Genomic DNA, 17,887 nt, shown 5'->3' with positions numbered 1-17,887 from the left:
ATAGCTATAATATATAAAATTTAGAGCACGTAATAAATTTTATATATTATAGCTATTTCTTATTTTATTTTATATTTTTAGCCTAGGTTATTTCTTGAAATTAAAATGAAACCGTTTTAATTCAGTAGAATTTTTATATAAATACATAGAATTTTATATTATTATTCGGACAAGGCCGTGATATCATTATAACAGCAGTAAAAAATTAATATTAATAATTTTATAAGGGGGAAATATAAATGAATAAAAAAGTCATGGCTGTTGTTATGGCAGCTGCAGTAGTTCTTGCTGGTTGTTCATCAAAGGCAGGAACAACTCCAGGAAGCTCTACTTCATTACCTAAAATCGGTGTGACAATTTACAAGTATGATGACAACTTTATGTCCTTCGTTAGAAGAGCTATTGAAACAGGTGCTAAAGACAAGGCTACCTTAAACGTTGTTGACTCACAAAATGACCAATCAAAGCAAAATGACCAAGTTGATACATTACTAGCACAAGGTGTTAAATCTTTAGCTATAAACTTAGTTGATCCTAAGGCTGCTCAAACAATTGTAGACAAAGCTAAGGCTAAGAATATACCAGTAGTATTCTTTAATAAGGAACCAGATGCTTCAGTTTTAAAGAGCTATGATAAGACTTGGTACGTTGGAACTGACTCAAAACAATCAGGTATCCTTCAAGGAAAACTTATTGTTGATCAATGGAATAAGAATAAAGATAAATGGGATTTAAATCATGACAATACAATACAATATGTACTATTAAAGGGTGAACCAGGACATCCTGATGCTGAGGCTAGAACAAAATATGTTATAGACACTATAAAAGCGGCTGGTATCAATGTTCAAGAATTAGCTCAGGACACAGCAATGTGGGATACAGCTAAGGCAACTGATAAGATGGATGCTTGGCTAGCTAGGAACAATGGTAAGATAGAAATGGTTATAGCTAATAACGATGCTATGGCTCTAGGTGCTGTTGCTTCCTTAGAAAAAGTTGGTTACTTTAACGGAAGTAAATTCATGCCAGTTGTTGGCGTTGATGCCATTCCAAATGCCTTAACTGCTATTAAAGATGGAAAGATGATAGGAACAGTTTTAAATGATGCTAAAAACCAAGGTCAAGCAACTCTTGATTTAGCTATAAATGCTGCAAACGGAAAAAATCCTACAGATGGAACTCAATGGAAACTTGATGACAATAAATCAGTTCGTGTTGATTATATACAGATAACTAAAGACAACTTAAGTGTTGCTGAAGAGGCTTATAAATAAATAAGTGAATAAGAGGTACACTTTTGTAGGTGTACCTCATATCATTTTGATTAATAACATATTATTTATTAATTATCAAGGCAAGGAGGTAAAACCATGGAAAACACAACCAGGGAAAGCAACAAAGATCAATATGTACTTGAGATGGTGAACATATCTAAGGAATTTCCTGGGGTAAAGGCATTGTCTGGAGTAACTCTAAAAGTTAAGCCAGGGACAGTTCACTCCTTAATGGGGGAAAATGGTGCTGGGAAATCAACCTTGATGAAATGTTTATTTGGAATATATCATAAGGATGAAGGAGAAATTCTTCTAAATGGAAAACAAGTTGATTTCCAAAATTCTAAGCAGGCCTTAGATCATGGTGTGTCAATGGTGCACCAAGAGTTAAACCAAGTTAGACAACGTAATGTATTAGATAATATTTGGCTTGGCAGATATCCTGAAAAGGGAGTTTTCATTAATGAGCAAAAGATGTATGAAGATACAAAAAAGATTTTTAAAGAATTAGACATTAATATTGATCCAAGACAAAAAACAGGAAGTCTTTCAGTTTCACAAGCACAGATGGTGGAAATCGCAAAAGCAGTTTCCTATGATTCAAAAGTTTTGGTTTTAGACGAACCAACTTCTTCACTTACTGAAAAAGAGGTTGAGCATCTCTTTAAAATCATAGAAAAATTAAAGAGTAAAAATGTTGGAATTATATATATTTCTCATAAGATGGAAGAAATTCTTAAAATATCTGATGAAGTAACAATAATGAGAGACGGTCAGTGGATTGCTACAAAAGGTGCAAAGGAACTGACAACAGAGATGATAATAAATATGATGGTTGGCAGAGATTTATCCAATCGTTTCCCAGAAAAGAGTAATGAACCTGGTAAAGTAATTTTAGAGGTTAGAAATTTAACGGCTGAGAATCAACCATCAATTAAAGATATAAGCTTTGACCTTAGAGAGGGAGAAATTCTCGGTGTTGCAGGTCTTGTTGGGGCTAAGAGAACTGATATATTAGAAGGATTATTTGGAATTAGAAAGTTAAAGACAGGAAGTATTACTCTTCATGGCAAAAAAATTAAGAATAATAGTGCTCAAATGGCTATGAAACATGGCTTTGCAATGCTTACTGAAGAAAGACGTCTAACAGGTATATTTGATAGATTATCCATTAGTTTTAATTCTATAATAGCAAACATAGAAAAATATATAGGAGCCTTTGGGCTGCTTTCTAATAAAAATATAGAAAAAGATACTCAATGGGTTATTGATTCTATGAGGGTTAAAACACCATCACAAAGAACTGCTATCGGCAATCTTTCCGGTGGAAACCAGCAAAAGGTAATTATAGGGAGATGGCTTCTGACAAAGCCTGAAATACTAATGCTTGATGAACCAACAAGAGGAATAGATGTTGGTGCTAAGTATGAAATATATCAGCTAATGAATAATCTAGCAGCTGAAGGCAAAGGTATCATAATGGTATCTTCAGAAATGCCGGAACTTCTAGGAACTACCGATAGAATCCTGGTTATGAGTAACGGAAGACTAGCAGGAATAGTAGATACTAAAACTACTAATCAGGCAGAAATTATGAAACTCTCAGCAATGTATCTATAGGAAGGAGGAAAATAATAATGGAAAAACTAAAAGCTTCATTTAAAAATAAAAAGATTAATGATCTATTAATGAATAATGCAATTTATATTGTTTTAGTGGCATTATTTATTGTTATTATAGCAATTTCACCAGAATTTTTATCAGTCGATAACTTTAGAAATATATTAACTCAAGCGTCTACACGTATGATAATAGCACTTGGAATAGGAGGTATCCTTATTGTTCAAGGTACCGACCTTTCAGCAGGCCGTAATGTTGGTCTTGCAGCAGTAATCTCTGCATCTCTGCTTCAGGCTACTGACTATGCTTACAGAATGTATCCTCACTTACAAAAACTGCCCCTATGGGTTCCAATATTAATAGCAGTTGCAGTATGTGCAACAGTTGGTCTTTTTAATGGGATTGTAGTGGCAGTTTTTAAAGTTCCCCCTTTTATAGCTACACTTGGAACTATGCTAATAGTTTATGGATTAAACTCAACCTACTTTGACCGTCCTCCTTACGGAGCACAGCCAGTTGGAGGACTGGATAATGATTTTACACATTTTGCAGTAGGAAGCTTATTTGATAAAACTGCCTTTTCAATTCCATACTTGGTTATCTATGCGGCTATAGTAACAGTACTTATATATATCTTGTGGAATAAAACACGTTATGGCAAAAACATGTATGCTATAGGCGGTAACCCTGAGGCAGCAGCAGTATCAGGTGTAAATGTTGTTAAGTACTTAATATTAATATATGTAATAGGCGGAGCACTATTTGGTTTTGCTGGTGCACTAGAAGCTGGCCGTGTAGGTAGTGCTACAAACAATACCGGTAATATGTATGAAATGGATGCTATTGCAGCCTGCGTTGTTGGTGGCGTTTCTATATATGGAGGTATTGGTACAGTTCCAGGGATTTTAACAGGAGTATTAATATTCCAGGTTATAAATTATGGACTTGCATTTATTGGTGTTAATGCTTATATGCAGTATATTATAAAAGGATTAATTATAGTATTTGCAGTTGCAATTGATATTAGAAAATACCTTAAGAAGAAATAATATTTAAAACAAATTTAAGGGGTACTTCAAATTGAAGTACCCCTTTCATCATAAAACCAGATATGTCGTATACCTACTTCTTTTAAGCTCCTTCATTAAGGAATTTATATTGAGACATATACAAATCATAGTAAAGCCCTTTTGAAAGCATAAGTTCATCATGGGTTCCTACTTCTACAATGGTTCCATCATTTACAACCATAATCTTGTCACAGTCTCTTATAGTTGAAAGTCTATGGGCTATAACGAAGGAAGTTCTGCCATGCAATAGCTTTTGAATACCCCTTTGAACAAGCCTTTCTGTTTGTGTATCTATATTTGAGGTAGCTTCATCTAATATTAATATTCTAGGATTAGCAAGGAGAGCTCTAGCAAAGGAGATCAGTTGTCTTTGCCCTACTGAAAGCCTAGAACCTCTTTCATTTACCTCAGTATCATAGCCATTTTCAAGTTTTATTATGAAATCATGAGCACTTACTGCCTTTGCAGCTGCTATAACTTCATCGTCTGTTGCATCCAGCCTTCCATATCTTATATTTTCTTTAATAGTTGTAGAGAATAAAAAGGTATCTTGCAGCATTATTCCCATTTGGCTTCTTAAGGATTCCAGTTCCACATTCTTAACATCCTTACCGTCGAAAAGAACATCACCTACTAAAGTATCATAGAAGCGGCTTACTAAATTTACAATTGTAGTTTTACCAGCTCCTGTGGGTCCAACTAAGGCTATTGTTTCTCCAGCATTTATTTTAAAGCTTACATTGTCTAGCACTACTGTACCATCCTCATATCCGAAGGTAACATTTTTAAACTCTACCTGACCTTTTATTTTAGGCATTTTTATTGCACTGCTAATATCTATAATATCAGGCTTAATATCCATTATTTCAAAGATTCTTTCAGCAGCAGCAAGATTCATAATCAAGGTGTTATAAAAGTTGCTTATTTCAAGAATTGGTCTCCAAAACATTCCTATATACATGGTAAAGGCTATAATAGTTCCTAGAGAAATGGAATTATCACCAATAAGCTTTGCACTGTACCAGTAGACTATAACAGTTCCTACTCCCCAAGAGGTATCTACCAAAGGCCAAAATAAGTCGTTTAACTTAACGGCACTTATAAAGGAATTCATCATATCCTTTACTAATTGAAGAAAATTTCGCGAAGTCCTTTCTTCACTGGCGAAGGCTTTTACAACTCTTATACCTGAGAAATCTTCATGTGTATAGGCATTAAAGGTAGATCGCTTTCTTCTATATTCCTGCCATCTTTTTCTTGAAAAGGTCTCAATGGAAAACATACATATTCCAAGTACGGGCAAAAGAATTATAGATGCAAGAGCAAGCTTTACATTTAAATAAAACATCATTGCTCCTACACAAATTATAGTTAATACCTGTGGAATAAAGTTTGTTACACTGTTATTAAATAAATCCTGAAGGGAATTAACATCACCAATTACCCTTGCAAGTATCTTTCCTACAGGTCTATTATCGAAAAAGGAAAAAGAAAGCTTTTGAATATGAGTATATAAATCATGTCTTATTTTCAAAAGTATATCATTTGTAACGGCTGCCATCTTAATCATTCTTATTCTGGAGGCAATCATTGCTAAGAAATTGATAATAACCATAAAGACTCCTAGCATTAAGAGACCTTTGACATCATTGTTTTTAATATTATTATCAATGGCTTCCTTAAGCAAAAAAGGATTAATAATGTTAACTAGCATCACTAAAATTAGTAGAATTAAAACTATGAAAATCTTCAACTTATAGTTCTTAAGATATCCAAAAAGCCTAGCTGTCATTTCATAATTAGAGAGTCTTTTTAAATCTTCATCTTGTCTTGTGGTGTTTCTAGCCATTATACCACCTCCACTTCATCGTGTATTTCGTTAAAGTCTTTAAACTGCTCACAGTATATATCGTAGTATTTGCCCTTTTTAGCTATAAGCTCATCATGTTTTCCACTTTCAACTATATGACCATCTTCAACATACAGGATTTGATCAGCATTTTTTACCGCTGAAATTCTATGAGCTATTATAAAGGTTGTAGCAGCTTTATGACTTTCATTTAAGTTTTTAAGAAGTCTATATTCAGTTTCCATGTCTAGCGCTGAGGTTGCATCATCCAATATTAAAATATTGGAATTCCTTATAAGAGCTCTAGCAATGGATAAACGCTGTTTTTGACCACCTGATAGACCTATTCCTCTTTCACCAATCATGGTATCAAAGTTACTTTCTAATTCCTCAATAAAATCTAAAGCACAGGCTAATCTGCAGGCTTCTTTTATTTCCTCCATAGTTGCATTTTCACTTCCAAATCGAATATTTTCTTCAATACTAGCTGAAAATAAGAAAGTATCCTGCTGAACTACGGACATTTTACTTCTCAAATCTTTTAAATTTACCTGTCTAATATCATTGTTATCAATATAAATTGCACCCTCACTTACATCATAATATCTGCCTATAAGATTAACTATTGAGGATTTGCCAGAACCTGTAGTTCCCATTATGGCTACAGTGCTGCCAGCCTTTACTTTTAAATTTACATCTTTTAATACATAATCTTCTTTGTATTTAAAGGATACGTTTTTGAATTCTATATCTCCTCGAATAATAGGCAGCCTTAAGGAGTCTTCACTATCCGTAATGTTAGGCTTTATATCCATAATTTTTGCAATCTTTTTTGCAGAAGCATTAGTTTGAGCAATTAAATTTGTAAGCCAGCCAAGCATTCTCATAGGCCACACAAGCATCCAGATATATCCGCTGAAGGCCACTAAAGTACCTAAAGACATTGATTCCTTCATAACAAATATTCCACCAACTGCAACCAGCAGCACTATTGATATATTTGTTAAAAATTCAATTGGAGGAAAGTAATCTGCAATTATTCGGTTCTGCTCCATGCCTAAATTGAAGTTTTCCTTATTAAGCTTTAAAAACTTCAATATTTCATGTTTTTCTCTAGCAAAGGCCTTAACCAATCTTACACCTGCTATATTTTCCTGGGCAGCAGTATTTAATATAACGCCTTGATCGCTTAATTTTCCATAGGATTCTCCGATTTTCTTTTCAAATTTAAGTGCAAGGTAAGCTATAGGAGGCATTCCTATAAGACATACTATAGTCAGCTTCCAATTTAAAAAGAAGAGTATAGCAGAAGCTACTATGAAATATATGGCATTTTCTATAAATAATCTTATACCAAAGGAGACACTTCTCCATACATTATCTACATCTTCACCTATTCTTGACATAAGCTCTCCAGTGTTCATATTGTCAAAATAGCTAAAGGGCAGAGTTTGAATATGGTCAAATAAATCCTTTTTAATATCTATACTAATTTTTGCAGACAGTACATCAAACAGATATTCTTTAACATAACCAAGCACAGCTCTGCTTAGGGTTATAGATAAGAATCCAAGAAGGATAATCCATAAAAGATTATTTTCACCTCCTATAAATACCTTATCAGTAATTTCTTTCTGGAGATATGGGTTAAACATATCTAATGCTATGGCTAATGTCATTGCAAGTGATGGGATTATAACCATCCATTTGTATCTCCACACATATTTAAGAATTGGTTTCATTCTAATATCCCCCCTTCATACTTTAAGTTAAATTTTTGTTAGAATGAAAAAACCATGGTTATCCCATGGCTTACTAATCTTATAAGTTAGTTTCTTATAAAATTCAAATAAAAAGGCCATGGGTTTTTGCAGCCCATGACCAGTATTTCATATTAATGAAAAACCGTTTAGTATCAAGGTGTGGTCACCGATACGAAGGCAGGGCTACCATATGAAAATTTAGATAATATGCCACTAAATGCCGCACTAATTCCTTTAATGGACATAGCACTGCCATTAGCTCTGTTATTTACGCCGTTCATTTTTTGTCTTTCTACAGCTGACATATTTACTAACATTTTTCCTACCTCCTTTTATAATTAAAAATAACTTCTTAAATATAATACAACCCTTTACAACTTTTGTCAATAATTTTATAAAAAATTTGTTAAAATATTGTGTAAATTTAGAATATGTTCTTAATAATCTATTTATTATATATGATATTAAGTACAAAATTATATTATTATATTGAAATATTTTATGTAATTATGTAAAATGACATTGTAACTAATAGAATATTTTTAGCAGGGGTGCTTTTAGCTGAGAGGAAAATCCAACCCTTAGAACCTGATTTGGTTAGTACCAACGAAGGGAGCGTAACAAAATTAGCCAAATGTCTAATTCAATGTGCTGCCTTGCAGCACATTTTTTTACTTTATAGGAGGTTAAAGCCCTAAATGGGCTTTAACGGGCAGTTTGTGAACGGAAGCGAGTGGTCTTAAACTACTCAGTGTTCCGACTAAAAGGAGGAAAAAATGAAAAAAGTATTAACAATAGCTGGCTCAGACAGCTGTGGAGGAGCAGGAATACAGGCAGATTTAAAAACCATGAGTGCCTTAGGCGTTTATGGCATGAGCGTTATTACTGCTGTTACGGCACAAAATACCACAGGGGTATATGAAGTCCAAGAAATAGATAAAAAGGTTATAGAGGCGCAAATAAGGTGCATTTTTGAGGACATCGAAGTAGATGCAGTAAAGATAGGAATGGTTTCAGATGCAGAAATTATAAAGGTTATAAGAGAGCTTCTAATAAAATATAAAGCAAAAAATATAGTGCTTGATCCAGTAATGGTATCTAAGAGCGGTTATTTTCTTTTGAAACCTGAGGCAGTAAATGAGCTTAAAAATCTTATTGCAATTGCTGATATAGTTACTCCAAATATTCCTGAGGCAGAGGCTTTAACAGAGCTTAAAATTACAAGTCAAAAGGAAATGGAGCTTGCAGCATTAGATATTAATAAATTAGGTGTAAGAAATGTTCTAGTGAAGGGTGGACATAGATGCAATGATGCTAATGATGTACTATTAACAGAAGATAAGTTTCTAACTATTAATGGGCACCGAATAGCCACTAATAATACTCATGGAACAGGATGTACACTTTCCTCAGCTATTGCGTCTTATATAGCTAAGGGATTATCAGTAAAAGAAGCTGTGATTTTATCAAAGGAGTATATTACTAAGGCTATCGAAAATTCATTTCCTATTGGTAAAGGAGTAGGGCCAGTTGGTCATTTTGTAGAAGTCTATAAGAAAGCAGGAGTTTCCTATGAAGAAGATTAAAAATTCATCAATGTTTTTACTATGGGTTGGAGCTGCAATATCAATAACTGAAATCTATACTGGGGGCATTATAGCTCCCCTAGGTTTAACAAAGGGCCTTTTAGCAATTATTATAGGACACCTAATTGGTACTGCCTTTTTAGCCTTTGGAGGATATATTTCCTTTAGAGATAGCAAGAATGCAATGGATAAGGTTAGAGACTCTATGGGAAGTATTGGTGCTAAGATTATTGCACTTTTAAATATACTTCAGCTAATAGGTTGGTCGGCCATTATGATAATTCAAGGGGGGCGTGCTTTAAACAGTGTTATACCTGGCTTAAGCTTTAACTTCTCTCTTTTATTTATGGCACTGGCAGTGTTTATATGGGCTTATTCCTTTAATAACTATTCAAAACTTGTAAATGATATATCTGTAGTGGTATTAATCATTGTTTGCATATTAATGTTCTTTAAGGTTCAAGGTTCTGCCCCTGCAGCAATAAACGGTACTATGAGTTTTACTACTGCTATAGAACTTGCCATTGCAATGCCTGTATCCTGGCTTCCTCTTATAGGAGACTATGCAAAGGATGGAGAGAGCAAAGAGGGGGTGCTTATTTGGAGCTTTTTGGGTTACTTTTTTGGAAGCGTATTGATGTATGCCTTAGGTCTTTTAATCACCGTTAAATCAGGAAAGGATGTAATAGTGTTTATAGCTGGTACTGGTCTTAGTGCTGCAGCTACATTGGTGATTGTGCTATCAACTGTAACTACAACTTTCATGGATATTTTTTCAGCAGTTATTTCATCTAAACAAATTATTAAAATTAAAAATGAAAATAATTATATAATTTTGTATTCAATAATTGCAACTATTATAGCTTTTATTTTCCCAATTGAAGGCTATCAAAATTTCCTTTTAACAATTGGAAGCATATTTGTACCAGTTTATATTATTGTATTTTCAGAATATGCCTTAAAAGGGAACTGGAGCAATAAGGGTTTAAATATTATTGGTCTTTTGACTGCTGCATTGGGTACATTGATTTACAACTATTTTAATAAAGTTGCCTTTGGTATACCTACGCTATTGGTATTTGTTATTTTGATAGTTATTTATTATTTACCAAGGAAATTAATTAATAAGCCTTTAATTCAGAAAAATTAAGGTACTTGTTAACACAAATAAAAATAATAATTTTTTAAAGGAGAAGATTAGTATGATTAAAGAAGCTGCAAGTGTTATTACAAAGGTAAGAAATAAGGTTCCACTAGTACAAGCAATAACAAATTACGTTACTGTAAATGACTGTGCAAATATTTTATTAGCATTTGGGGCATCACCTGCAATGGTTGAAGCCTACGATGAGGCTTATGATTTTGCAGCAATATCTTCAGCTATATATATAAATTTAGGAACCTTAACTAAGGAACAAGAGGAAGCAGCAGTACTAGCAAGTATTTCTGCAAAGGTTAATAAGGTGCCTGTTGTGCTTGATCCAGTTGCCTGCTCAGCAATTCCACGAAAGAACTTAGTTATAAAAAGGATGCTGGAGCTTGGGAGAATTGATGTAATTAAAGGAAATGGCGGGGAAATAAAATTTTTAGCAGGACAAGCTTCAAAGACAAGGGGAGTAGATTCAGTTGATGATGGAGAAGGTCTTGAAAAGGCATGTGTAGACCTAGCTCAAAAGTACAACTGCGTTGTGGCAGCAACAGGTAAGGAAGATATTATTACAGATGGTGAAAGAGTGGCTATTATTCAAAATGGAGTAGAAATGCTTACGAAGATTACAGGAGCAGGCTGCATGCTTGGAGCTCTTTGCAGTGCTGCTGTTGGTGCAGAAAAAGACAGCTTTATTGCTGTAGTAAATGCAGTACTTTCTATAAACTTAGCAGGTGAAGCAGCTTTTAAGGAGGTTCAGCTTCCAGGGAGCTTTAGAACAAAGCTAATAGATAATGTTTATTTACTTTCTGAAGAAAGATACGCAAAGGAAGGAAAGGTAATATGGAAATAGATTATAGACTATATTTAGTTACTGATAGAGTTTTTTTAGGGAACAAGAGTTTAAAGGACGCTGTAAGTGAAGCTATAGAAGGTGGAGTAACTTTTATTCAAATAAGAGAAAAAGATATTTCCACTAGAGCTTTTTACAATATTGCGTCTGAGGTAAAAGAGGTAACTGATTATTATAAGGTTCCTCTAGTTATAAATGATAGAATAGATATAGCACAGGCCATTGATGCTGATGGAGTACATCTTGGGCAAAGTGATATGCCAATTCAAATAGCAAGAAAGATACTAGGTAAGAATAAAATAATAGGTATTTCAGTAGAAGATGTAAAAGAGGCCAAAGAGGCAGAAGGAAATGGTGCTGATTATGTGGGTGTAGGAACCGTATTTTATACTGGAACAAAAAAGGACATTAATAAGCCTATAGGACTTAATGGACTTAGAGAGGTGTGTGGTTCAATTAAAATACCTAAAGTAGCTATCGGTGGTATTAATAAATACAATCTTAAAGATATCTTAAGAGCCGGAGCAGATGGAGCAGCTATCGTATCAGCCATTTTAGGCGAAAAGGATATTAAGGAAGCTTCAAAATTATTAAAAAGTTTATTTTAAAAACATGAAAGTGAGCATTAAAATAGGAAGATTACTTCCTATTTTTTTATTTTATGGTATCCTTTTGATTTCTAGCACGTATATATAAGTAAAATTATGAACCTTAATGAGGAGGTTTTAATGTGAAAAAAATAAAGTTTATTTACATTATATTAGTAATAATATTATTATTTACAGGATGTGGCAGTAAGAGTGCCTCTAAAAACTCAGTTAGTACTGCCCCACAAGCTGCCAGCGGTTTAAATGCTCAAGACCAATCTGCTAATTCTAATTTATCTATATCCAATGAAAGTACTGCTGATAGTGCCAAAGCTACCGTTGCTACTAATACTAAGGCACCAATAAAACAGACAGATCAAGAAAAGAAAATAATAAGATTTTGTACCTTACTAATTCAAGAGGATGACCTAGGAAAGCTTTCGGACAGCATTCAAAAGAAAACCAAGGAACTTGGAGGCTACATTGAAAGTGACGATACTATGGAACAAAGACTTACTACAGTTGTAAGAATCCCTTCTGATAAGTTTGATGAATTTGTAAAGTTTACCGAGAATGGATATAAGGTTATTAGTAAAAATATAAACACCAATAATATTACAGATGCCTATGTGGATAATGATGCGAGACTTAAAAATTTAAGGGCTCAAGAAGATCAAATATTAACCATTCTTAAAAAAGCAAATACCGTGGATGAGGTTCTGAAGGTTCAAGCAGAACTTTATAGAATTAGAGGAGAAGCAGATTCTCTTGAAGCTATGAAAAAAAGCTGGGATAAGCAGGTTGATTATTCTACAATAACAATAAATGCTGATAAAAAAGCTATTGTACCAGATAGTAAGAAAACTATAATAGGAGTAAGTGAGTTTTTTAAAGCTATTGGGAAGGGCTTTTCAAATACTTCTGTTGCAATAATATTATTTCTTGAAAATTTACTTATTTTTATATTCTCTAATATTATTGTGTTAGCAATACTGGGAGCTGTGGGCTTCTTTGGATTTAGATGGTATAAGAAAAATAATAAAATAGATTCTAAATAGCCTGCTCAATATTTTTTTTAAGGATTTTGCTAAATCCAGTGTTCTATATGGAATTTTATGGAAGAATACTGATTGTTTGCATAATAATGAAAAATATTGGTAAAACTACATAAATAAATATGTAGTTTTAGGAGGCTTATAAAATGGTTAGCGACAGCAATAATAATAGTAATAATAATATGAATTCTTTAGATGATTATTTTAATTATAGCAGTTCTAATGATACAGAGATGGCTCAAGAAATTAGTAATTTAAAGGAACAATTAAGCAGTATGCAGCAAACCCTTTATGATATGCAGAGTAATTCCTATGGAGGAAGCAGTAATGAAGGCTCCGGAGAGAGCAATAATAAACAAGGTACTTCAAAAGACAGTCAAAGTAAAAATAACAATTCAAAGGATGGAGAAAAGGAAAATCCAATGCAGCAGCTTTCAAAGCAGATGAATGATTTTAGAAATGAAGCACAAAAGCAGCAGCAGCAAATCCAACAGCAGGTTCAAAAGTCCATAGAACAGGCTATGACAGCACTCAAGCAGGTTAATGAGCAATTAAAATCTAATGAGGCGCTGTCTCAAATGAATCTGTTTATGGAGCAGGCTCAGCTTCAAATGGGTTCTGTAGGAAAGCAAAGCGAAGAAAATAATAATTCAAATAAAAAAAAATAAACAAATACAATTATGACACGAGAATATAAGAAAGATGCATTTGGCTTATAACAATTATATAGCCATTAATAGGGTGCAGTTATTTCTAATATTTTCGTGTCTGTATTTATTTAGGAAAGGAATGATAGCTTGGAAAAACTAAACAGAGATTTTTATATGAGAGACAGTGTAACTGTGGCAAAGGATTTGCTTGGCAATTATCTTGTGCATAAAGTTGAAGGAAAAGAAATAATAGGGAAAATAGTGGAGGTAGAAGCTTATATGGGACCGGATGATAAGGCGGCCCACTCCTATAATAATAGAAGAACTGAAAGAAATGAAGTTATGTATGGTCTTGGGGGATTTTCCTATGTTTATTTTATATACGGAATGTATCACTGCATGAATGTAGTTGTAGAGAAAATAGGCAAGCCTCAGGCAATACTTATTAGAGCATTAGAGCCAATTTTTAATATAAATACCATGGCAGTAAATAGATACAATAAAAGTATAGAGGAATTAAGTAAAAGTGAAGTAAAGGGACTTACTAATGGTCCAGGAAAGCTTTGTAGGGCTTTAAAAATAGACAGAAAGGAAAATGCAAAAGATTTATGTGGAGATGAATTGTATATTATGTCTGATGAAAATATAGCTACCTTTGAAATGGTAAGCACTACTCGCGTAAACATAGATTATGCTGAAGAAGCAGCCTTATATCCTTGGAGATTTTATATTAAAAATAATCCATATATTTCTAAAAAATAAAATTTATTGACAAAATTTTTATTATATATGTAGTATAATAATATGTAGTTGTCTTAAAATCTTGAAGGGTGCGGTGAATATGGGATTTTTAAAAGAGTTGTTTCAAAAAGAGATTACTAAGAGAATTTTAGTTCTCTTAACCTTTATAATATTTTTGTATTTGTTAAAAGGATTAATAAATACTTTTTTATTAACCTTTCTTTTCATATATTTTATTTATAGTACGGAGAATGCAATTTCAAAAAGAATCGGGAAGTTTGTGCACGTAAGTAATACTTTATTTACTTTGATTATTTTTCTTTTGTTGGCAACAGTAATAACCTTTTTCGTATATAAATATATTCCTGTAGTTATAAATCAAATCATAATCATTATAAATCAGATGACAATGGAAATATCTGAGTTTGATTTTAAATCAAGTATACATATACCAAGATATTTATTGCCAATATATGAACAGGTTTATGCGCAAATTGATTTTAAAAATATAACTAAAGGCGGGGTTGATTTCTTACTTCAATCAGCAAAAAACATAGGTACTTGGAGCGTAAATATATTTTTATCCTTAATGCTGAGCATGTTTTTTATGCTTGAAAAAAATAAAGTTTCTGAATTTATGAGAAGATTTAAGAACAGCAGGGTTTCCGGATTCTACAAATATCTGCATGATTTCGGAGTTAATTTTCTAAACTCCTTTGGAAAGGTTATACAAGCCCAGATCATAATAGCGTTTGTAAACTCATGTCTTTCAATGATAGGGCTTAGTATTTTAGGATTTAGACAGATTTTAGGCCTTGGAGTTATGGTTTTCTTTTTCAGTTTAGTGCCTGTTGCAGGAACGGTGGCTTCTTTAGTGCCTCTTTCTATTATAGCTTATAGGTATGGCGGACTTTTAAAAATATTCTATGTACTAATACTTATAGCAGCATTGCATGCTTTAGAAAGTTATGTATTAAATCCAAAGTTAATGGCATCAAAAACTGACCTGCCTGTATTTGTTATATTTATAGTCCTAATAATCTCGGAGCATTTTATGGGGGTATGGGGCCTCTTAATCGGTATACCTTTATTTATGTTCCTTCTGGATTTATTAAATGTGAAAGAACATAAATAAATAGTTCAAAGTAATTTTTTAATAAGGAATAAAAAAACATTAAGGAGGTTTTTCATAAGAAAAGCCTCCTTAACTCTTTAATCACTTAGACTATGGGCAATTCCATTGGCTGCAGTGTATGCTGAGCTCCATGCCCATTGTAAATTAAATCCTCCACAGTCCCCATCAACATCTAGTATTTCACCGGCAAAATAAAGCTTGGGTACTATAAGTGACTCCATTGTGAGAGAATTAATTTCTTTAGTATTAATACCACCAGCTGTTACTTGAGCATTTAAGAAGCTATTAGTATCATAAACCTTAAATTTCCAACCTTTTAATAAAGAATAAAGTTTTTGCTTTTCTTTATATTCTAGACCTGAGCAAGGTTTATGAATATCATAGATTCCGGCTTCTTTTAATATAATAGGTATCATTTTTTTATTTATAATACCAATTAGAGAGTCATAAATACTTCTATAATTAAAGACGGCAAAGTGAGACTCCAAAAAATCTATTAAAGCATCCATATCCATGGTGTACATAATATCTACTTTCACTTCTATAGAATTTCCATTGGAGAGGTAATAGGAGGCATAGCGGCTTAATTGTAGTATAGGCGGCCCTGATATTCCGTAATCTGTAAATAAAATTTCTCCAAATTCTTTTCTTTTTAATTCTCCATTAACATATATTTCTGCTATTCCAATAAACTTTACTCCAGCTAAGGCTTTAAGATTTTTGTAGTCTAGCTTGAGTTGCACTAGAGAAGGAATTGGGGATACTATACTATGACCTAGTGATTTTGCCAAGCTATAGCCTAAACCGTCTGAACCTGTATTAGGTGCAGACTTACCACCACAGCATAAAATAACTTTTTCGGCTTCAAAAGTTTCCTCATTCTTTGTTTCTATTTTAAAATATTTCTCTAAAGCAGTTATTTTTTTTACCTTTGAATTAAGATATATTGGTATGTTTCTATCTTCAAGAGTTAGTCTTAGAATGTCTATTACGGAAGATGCCTGAAGAGACATTGGGAACATCTTACCATCTTCAAGTGTAACTAGGTGAAGCCCAATAGAGGAAAAAAAATCAATTGTATCATTAATTGAAAAATTACTTAAACTTGGAGCAAAAAAGTCAGGATTCTCACTATGATATCTAGATTGCTCTATGTATTTATTACTAATGTTACATCTTCCATTTCCAGTAGTTAATAGCTTCTTTGCAATTCTATCATTGCCTTCAACAATAGCAGTATCAATTCCCTTATTCTTAAGCTGCACCGCTGCCATTATTCCTGCAGCGCCACCACCTATAATAATAACTTTATGTTTCAAAATAATCTCCCTTTCAGAGTTGGTCTATTATCTTTTTATTTTACCCTAAAATTATTATTTTGAATATATTAACAAAATATTTTATATTAGAAGTTTCTATAAGCTGCAAAAGGTATAGCTATATATTTGGTTTTAGTACATAATATAATAATAAATCTAAATAAGGGAGTTGTTAAAATGCAGGCACAGGAATTGTTAAACTTTAAAAATTGGGTAGTAGTTGGTGATGTTTTAAATAGCAGTAAATATGCAAGCAGAATTCTAAGCTCACTTAAAAATGAAGGCTTTAATGTAGAAGGAATTAATCCAGGGGATACAACAGGGGGCATTTATAAAAGTTTAAAAGAAGTAAATTATGTAATTGATGTGGTAGATCTTTGCATAAATCCAATTTCAGGCTTAAAGATACTAGAGGAAATAAAAGACCTAGGAATAAATAAAGTATTAATTCAGCCCGGCGCAGAAAGTGTTGACATAAATGAATACTGCAAAAATAACGAAATTACTGCAATGGAAGGCTGCGCTTTAGTAGAATTGTCCTTTTATAAAAGGAAACAGTAATACTAATAGTTTAGGTAGCATTATTGAGCTATAACGAGTAAATCGGAGCATAAGCTGACAGGTAAAATATAACAGTTAATTAATGAAAAATATATTTAAAAATTAGTTGACAGGTCAGTAAATTTTATGTATTATATTCTATGTCGGGTCGCTAAGGCGGCAAGATAGAATTTGGCTCATTGGTCAAGCGGTCAAGACACCACCCTTTCACGGTGGTAACAGGGGTTCGATTCCCCTATGAGTCACCAAATAGTGGGCGCATAGCTCAGCTGGGAGAGCATCTGCCTTACAAGCAGAGGGTCACAGGTTCGAGCCCTGTTGTGCCCACCACTTATAAATTACTAAATATGGCCCAGTGGCTCAGTTGGTTAGAGTGCCGGCCTGTCACGCCGGAGGTCGAGGGTTCGAGTCCCTTCTGGGTCGCCATTTTTGCTGGCATGGCTCAACGGTAGAGCAGCTGACTTGTAATCAGCAGGTTGTAGGTTCGATTCCTATTGCCAGCTCCATTTTTTAATAAGGCTCATTGGTCAAGCGGTCAAGACACCACCCTTTCACGGTGGTAACAGGGGTTCGATTCCCCTATGAGTCACCAAATAGTGGGCGCATAGCTCAGCTGGGAGAGCATCTGCCTTACAAGCAGAGGGTCACAGGTTCGAGCCCTGTTGTGCCCACCA

16 protein-coding genes, 6 tRNA genes and 1 riboswitch are annotated in these 17,887 nt (G+C 33.4%); of the genes, 18 read left to right on the top strand and 4 right to left on the bottom strand.

Annotated features, from left to right (window positions below; translation table 11 throughout):
- Positions 1-239: 239 nt before the first annotated feature.
- The 3 genes from mglB to mglC all read left to right on the top strand — a co-directional run bounded on the left by mglB (position 240) and on the right by mglC (position 3,946).
- A complete protein-coding gene (mglB, locus tag ACJDUG_RS14330) occupies positions 240-1,277 on the top strand; it encodes a galactose/glucose ABC transporter substrate-binding protein MglB (protein WP_406770558.1) in 1,038 nt (345 codons plus the stop codon).
- Between the two features lie 96 nt (positions 1,278-1,373).
- Positions 1,374-2,897 (top strand): galactose/methyl galactoside ABC transporter ATP-binding protein MglA, encoded by a 1,524-nt coding sequence (gene mglA, locus ACJDUG_RS14325; RefSeq protein ID WP_406770557.1) that lies wholly within the window; start codon positions 1,374-1,376, stop codon positions 2,895-2,897.
- A 17-nt stretch (positions 2,898-2,914) separates the two neighbouring features.
- Positions 2,915-3,946, top strand: coding sequence for a galactose/methyl galactoside ABC transporter permease MglC (mglC, locus tag ACJDUG_RS14320; RefSeq protein ID WP_406770556.1), 1,032 nt, complete (start codon positions 2,915-2,917; stop codon positions 3,944-3,946).
- Positions 3,947-4,028: 82 nt separating this feature from the next.
- Here mglC and ACJDUG_RS14315 read toward each other — a convergent pair whose 3' ends face one another.
- The 3 genes from ACJDUG_RS14315 to ACJDUG_RS14305 form a co-directional block, all read right to left on the bottom strand.
- On the bottom strand, positions 4,029-5,816 hold the full coding sequence (locus ACJDUG_RS14315) for an ABC transporter ATP-binding protein (protein WP_406770555.1): 1,788 nt from the start codon (positions 5,814-5,816) through the stop codon (positions 4,029-4,031).
- Complete coding sequence (locus ACJDUG_RS14310; RefSeq protein ID WP_406770554.1) at positions 5,816-7,558, bottom strand: ABC transporter ATP-binding protein; 1,743 nt, start codon at positions 7,556-7,558, stop codon at positions 5,816-5,818. Before ACJDUG_RS14310 ends, ACJDUG_RS14315 begins: the two co-directional genes overlap by 1 nt.
- Before the next feature lie 173 nt (positions 7,559-7,731).
- Positions 7,732-7,896 carry a hypothetical protein gene (locus ACJDUG_RS14305; RefSeq protein ID WP_406770553.1) on the bottom strand — a complete coding sequence of 55 codons (165 nt, stop codon included), beginning with the start codon at positions 7,894-7,896 and terminating at the stop codon, positions 7,732-7,734.
- Between the two features lie 220 nt (positions 7,897-8,116).
- A riboswitch (TPP riboswitch) is annotated at positions 8,117-8,211 on the top strand.
- 144 nt (positions 8,212-8,355) lie between these two features.
- Here ACJDUG_RS14305 and thiD point away from each other — a divergent pair.
- The 8 genes from thiD to ACJDUG_RS14265 all read left to right on the top strand — a co-directional run bounded on the left by thiD (position 8,356) and on the right by ACJDUG_RS14265 (position 15,333).
- Entirely contained in the window at positions 8,356-9,165 is an 810-nt protein-coding gene (gene thiD, locus ACJDUG_RS14300; RefSeq protein WP_406770552.1) for a bifunctional hydroxymethylpyrimidine kinase/phosphomethylpyrimidine kinase, read from the top strand.
- Entirely contained in the window at positions 9,152-10,315 is a 1,164-nt protein-coding gene (gene cytX, locus ACJDUG_RS14295; RefSeq protein ID WP_406770551.1) for a putative hydroxymethylpyrimidine transporter CytX, read from the top strand. Before thiD ends, cytX begins: the two co-directional genes overlap by 14 nt.
- Before the next feature lie 52 nt (positions 10,316-10,367).
- On the top strand, positions 10,368-11,165 hold the full coding sequence (gene thiM, locus ACJDUG_RS14290; protein ID WP_406770550.1) for a hydroxyethylthiazole kinase: 798 nt from the start codon (positions 10,368-10,370) through the stop codon (positions 11,163-11,165).
- Positions 11,156-11,773, top strand: coding sequence for a thiamine phosphate synthase (gene thiE, locus ACJDUG_RS14285; protein ID WP_406770549.1), 618 nt, complete (start codon positions 11,156-11,158; stop codon positions 11,771-11,773). Before thiM ends, thiE begins: the two co-directional genes overlap by 10 nt.
- 122 nt (positions 11,774-11,895) lie before the next feature.
- Positions 11,896-12,810 carry a DUF4349 domain-containing protein gene (locus ACJDUG_RS14280; protein ID WP_406770548.1) on the top strand — a complete coding sequence of 305 codons (915 nt, stop codon included), beginning with the start codon at positions 11,896-11,898 and terminating at the stop codon, positions 12,808-12,810.
- Positions 12,811-12,953: 143 nt separating this feature from the next.
- On the top strand, positions 12,954-13,475 hold the full coding sequence (locus ACJDUG_RS14275) for a hypothetical protein (RefSeq protein ID WP_406770547.1): 522 nt from the start codon (positions 12,954-12,956) through the stop codon (positions 13,473-13,475).
- A gap of 129 nt (positions 13,476-13,604) precedes the next feature.
- A complete protein-coding gene (locus ACJDUG_RS14270; protein WP_406770546.1) occupies positions 13,605-14,219 on the top strand; it encodes a DNA-3-methyladenine glycosylase in 615 nt (204 codons plus the stop codon).
- A 79-nt stretch (positions 14,220-14,298) separates the two neighbouring features.
- Complete coding sequence (locus ACJDUG_RS14265) at positions 14,299-15,333, top strand: AI-2E family transporter (RefSeq protein WP_406770545.1); 1,035 nt, start codon at positions 14,299-14,301, stop codon at positions 15,331-15,333.
- A 77-nt stretch (positions 15,334-15,410) separates the two neighbouring features.
- On the opposite strand, the gene ACJDUG_RS14260 is transcribed toward ACJDUG_RS14265, so the two are convergent.
- Positions 15,411-16,652 (bottom strand): BaiN/RdsA family NAD(P)/FAD-dependent oxidoreductase, encoded by a 1,242-nt coding sequence (locus ACJDUG_RS14260; protein WP_406770544.1) that lies wholly within the window; start codon positions 16,650-16,652, stop codon positions 15,411-15,413.
- A gap of 177 nt (positions 16,653-16,829) precedes the next feature.
- Here ACJDUG_RS14260 and ACJDUG_RS14255 point away from each other — a divergent pair, with 177 nt between their 5' ends.
- The 7 genes from ACJDUG_RS14255 (at position 16,830) to ACJDUG_RS14225 (ending at position 17,887) form a co-directional block, all read left to right on the top strand.
- A complete protein-coding gene (locus tag ACJDUG_RS14255) occupies positions 16,830-17,213 on the top strand; it encodes a CoA-binding protein (protein WP_406770543.1) in 384 nt (127 codons plus the stop codon).
- 173 nt (positions 17,214-17,386) lie between these two features.
- A tRNA-Glu gene (locus tag ACJDUG_RS14250) sits at positions 17,387-17,461 on the top strand.
- 6 nt (positions 17,462-17,467) lie between these two features.
- A tRNA-Val gene (locus ACJDUG_RS14245) sits at positions 17,468-17,543 on the top strand.
- A 19-nt stretch (positions 17,544-17,562) separates the two neighbouring features.
- Positions 17,563-17,639, top strand: a tRNA-Asp gene (locus tag ACJDUG_RS14240).
- A 5-nt stretch (positions 17,640-17,644) separates the two neighbouring features.
- A tRNA-Thr gene (locus ACJDUG_RS14235) sits at positions 17,645-17,719 on the top strand.
- An 11-nt stretch (positions 17,720-17,730) separates the two neighbouring features.
- Positions 17,731-17,805 (top strand) — tRNA-Glu (locus ACJDUG_RS14230).
- Positions 17,806-17,811: 6 nt separating this feature from the next.
- Positions 17,812-17,887: transfer RNA gene (locus ACJDUG_RS14225), tRNA-Val, on the top strand.

This window comes from Candidatus Clostridium stratigraminis (assembly GCF_045310675.1).
Classification (GTDB): domain Bacteria; phylum Bacillota; class Clostridia; order Clostridiales; family Clostridiaceae; genus Clostridium_AT; species Clostridium_AT stratigraminis.
Note: the sequence above shows the minus strand (reverse complement) of the source record. Positions and strands in the feature narration are given on the sequence as shown.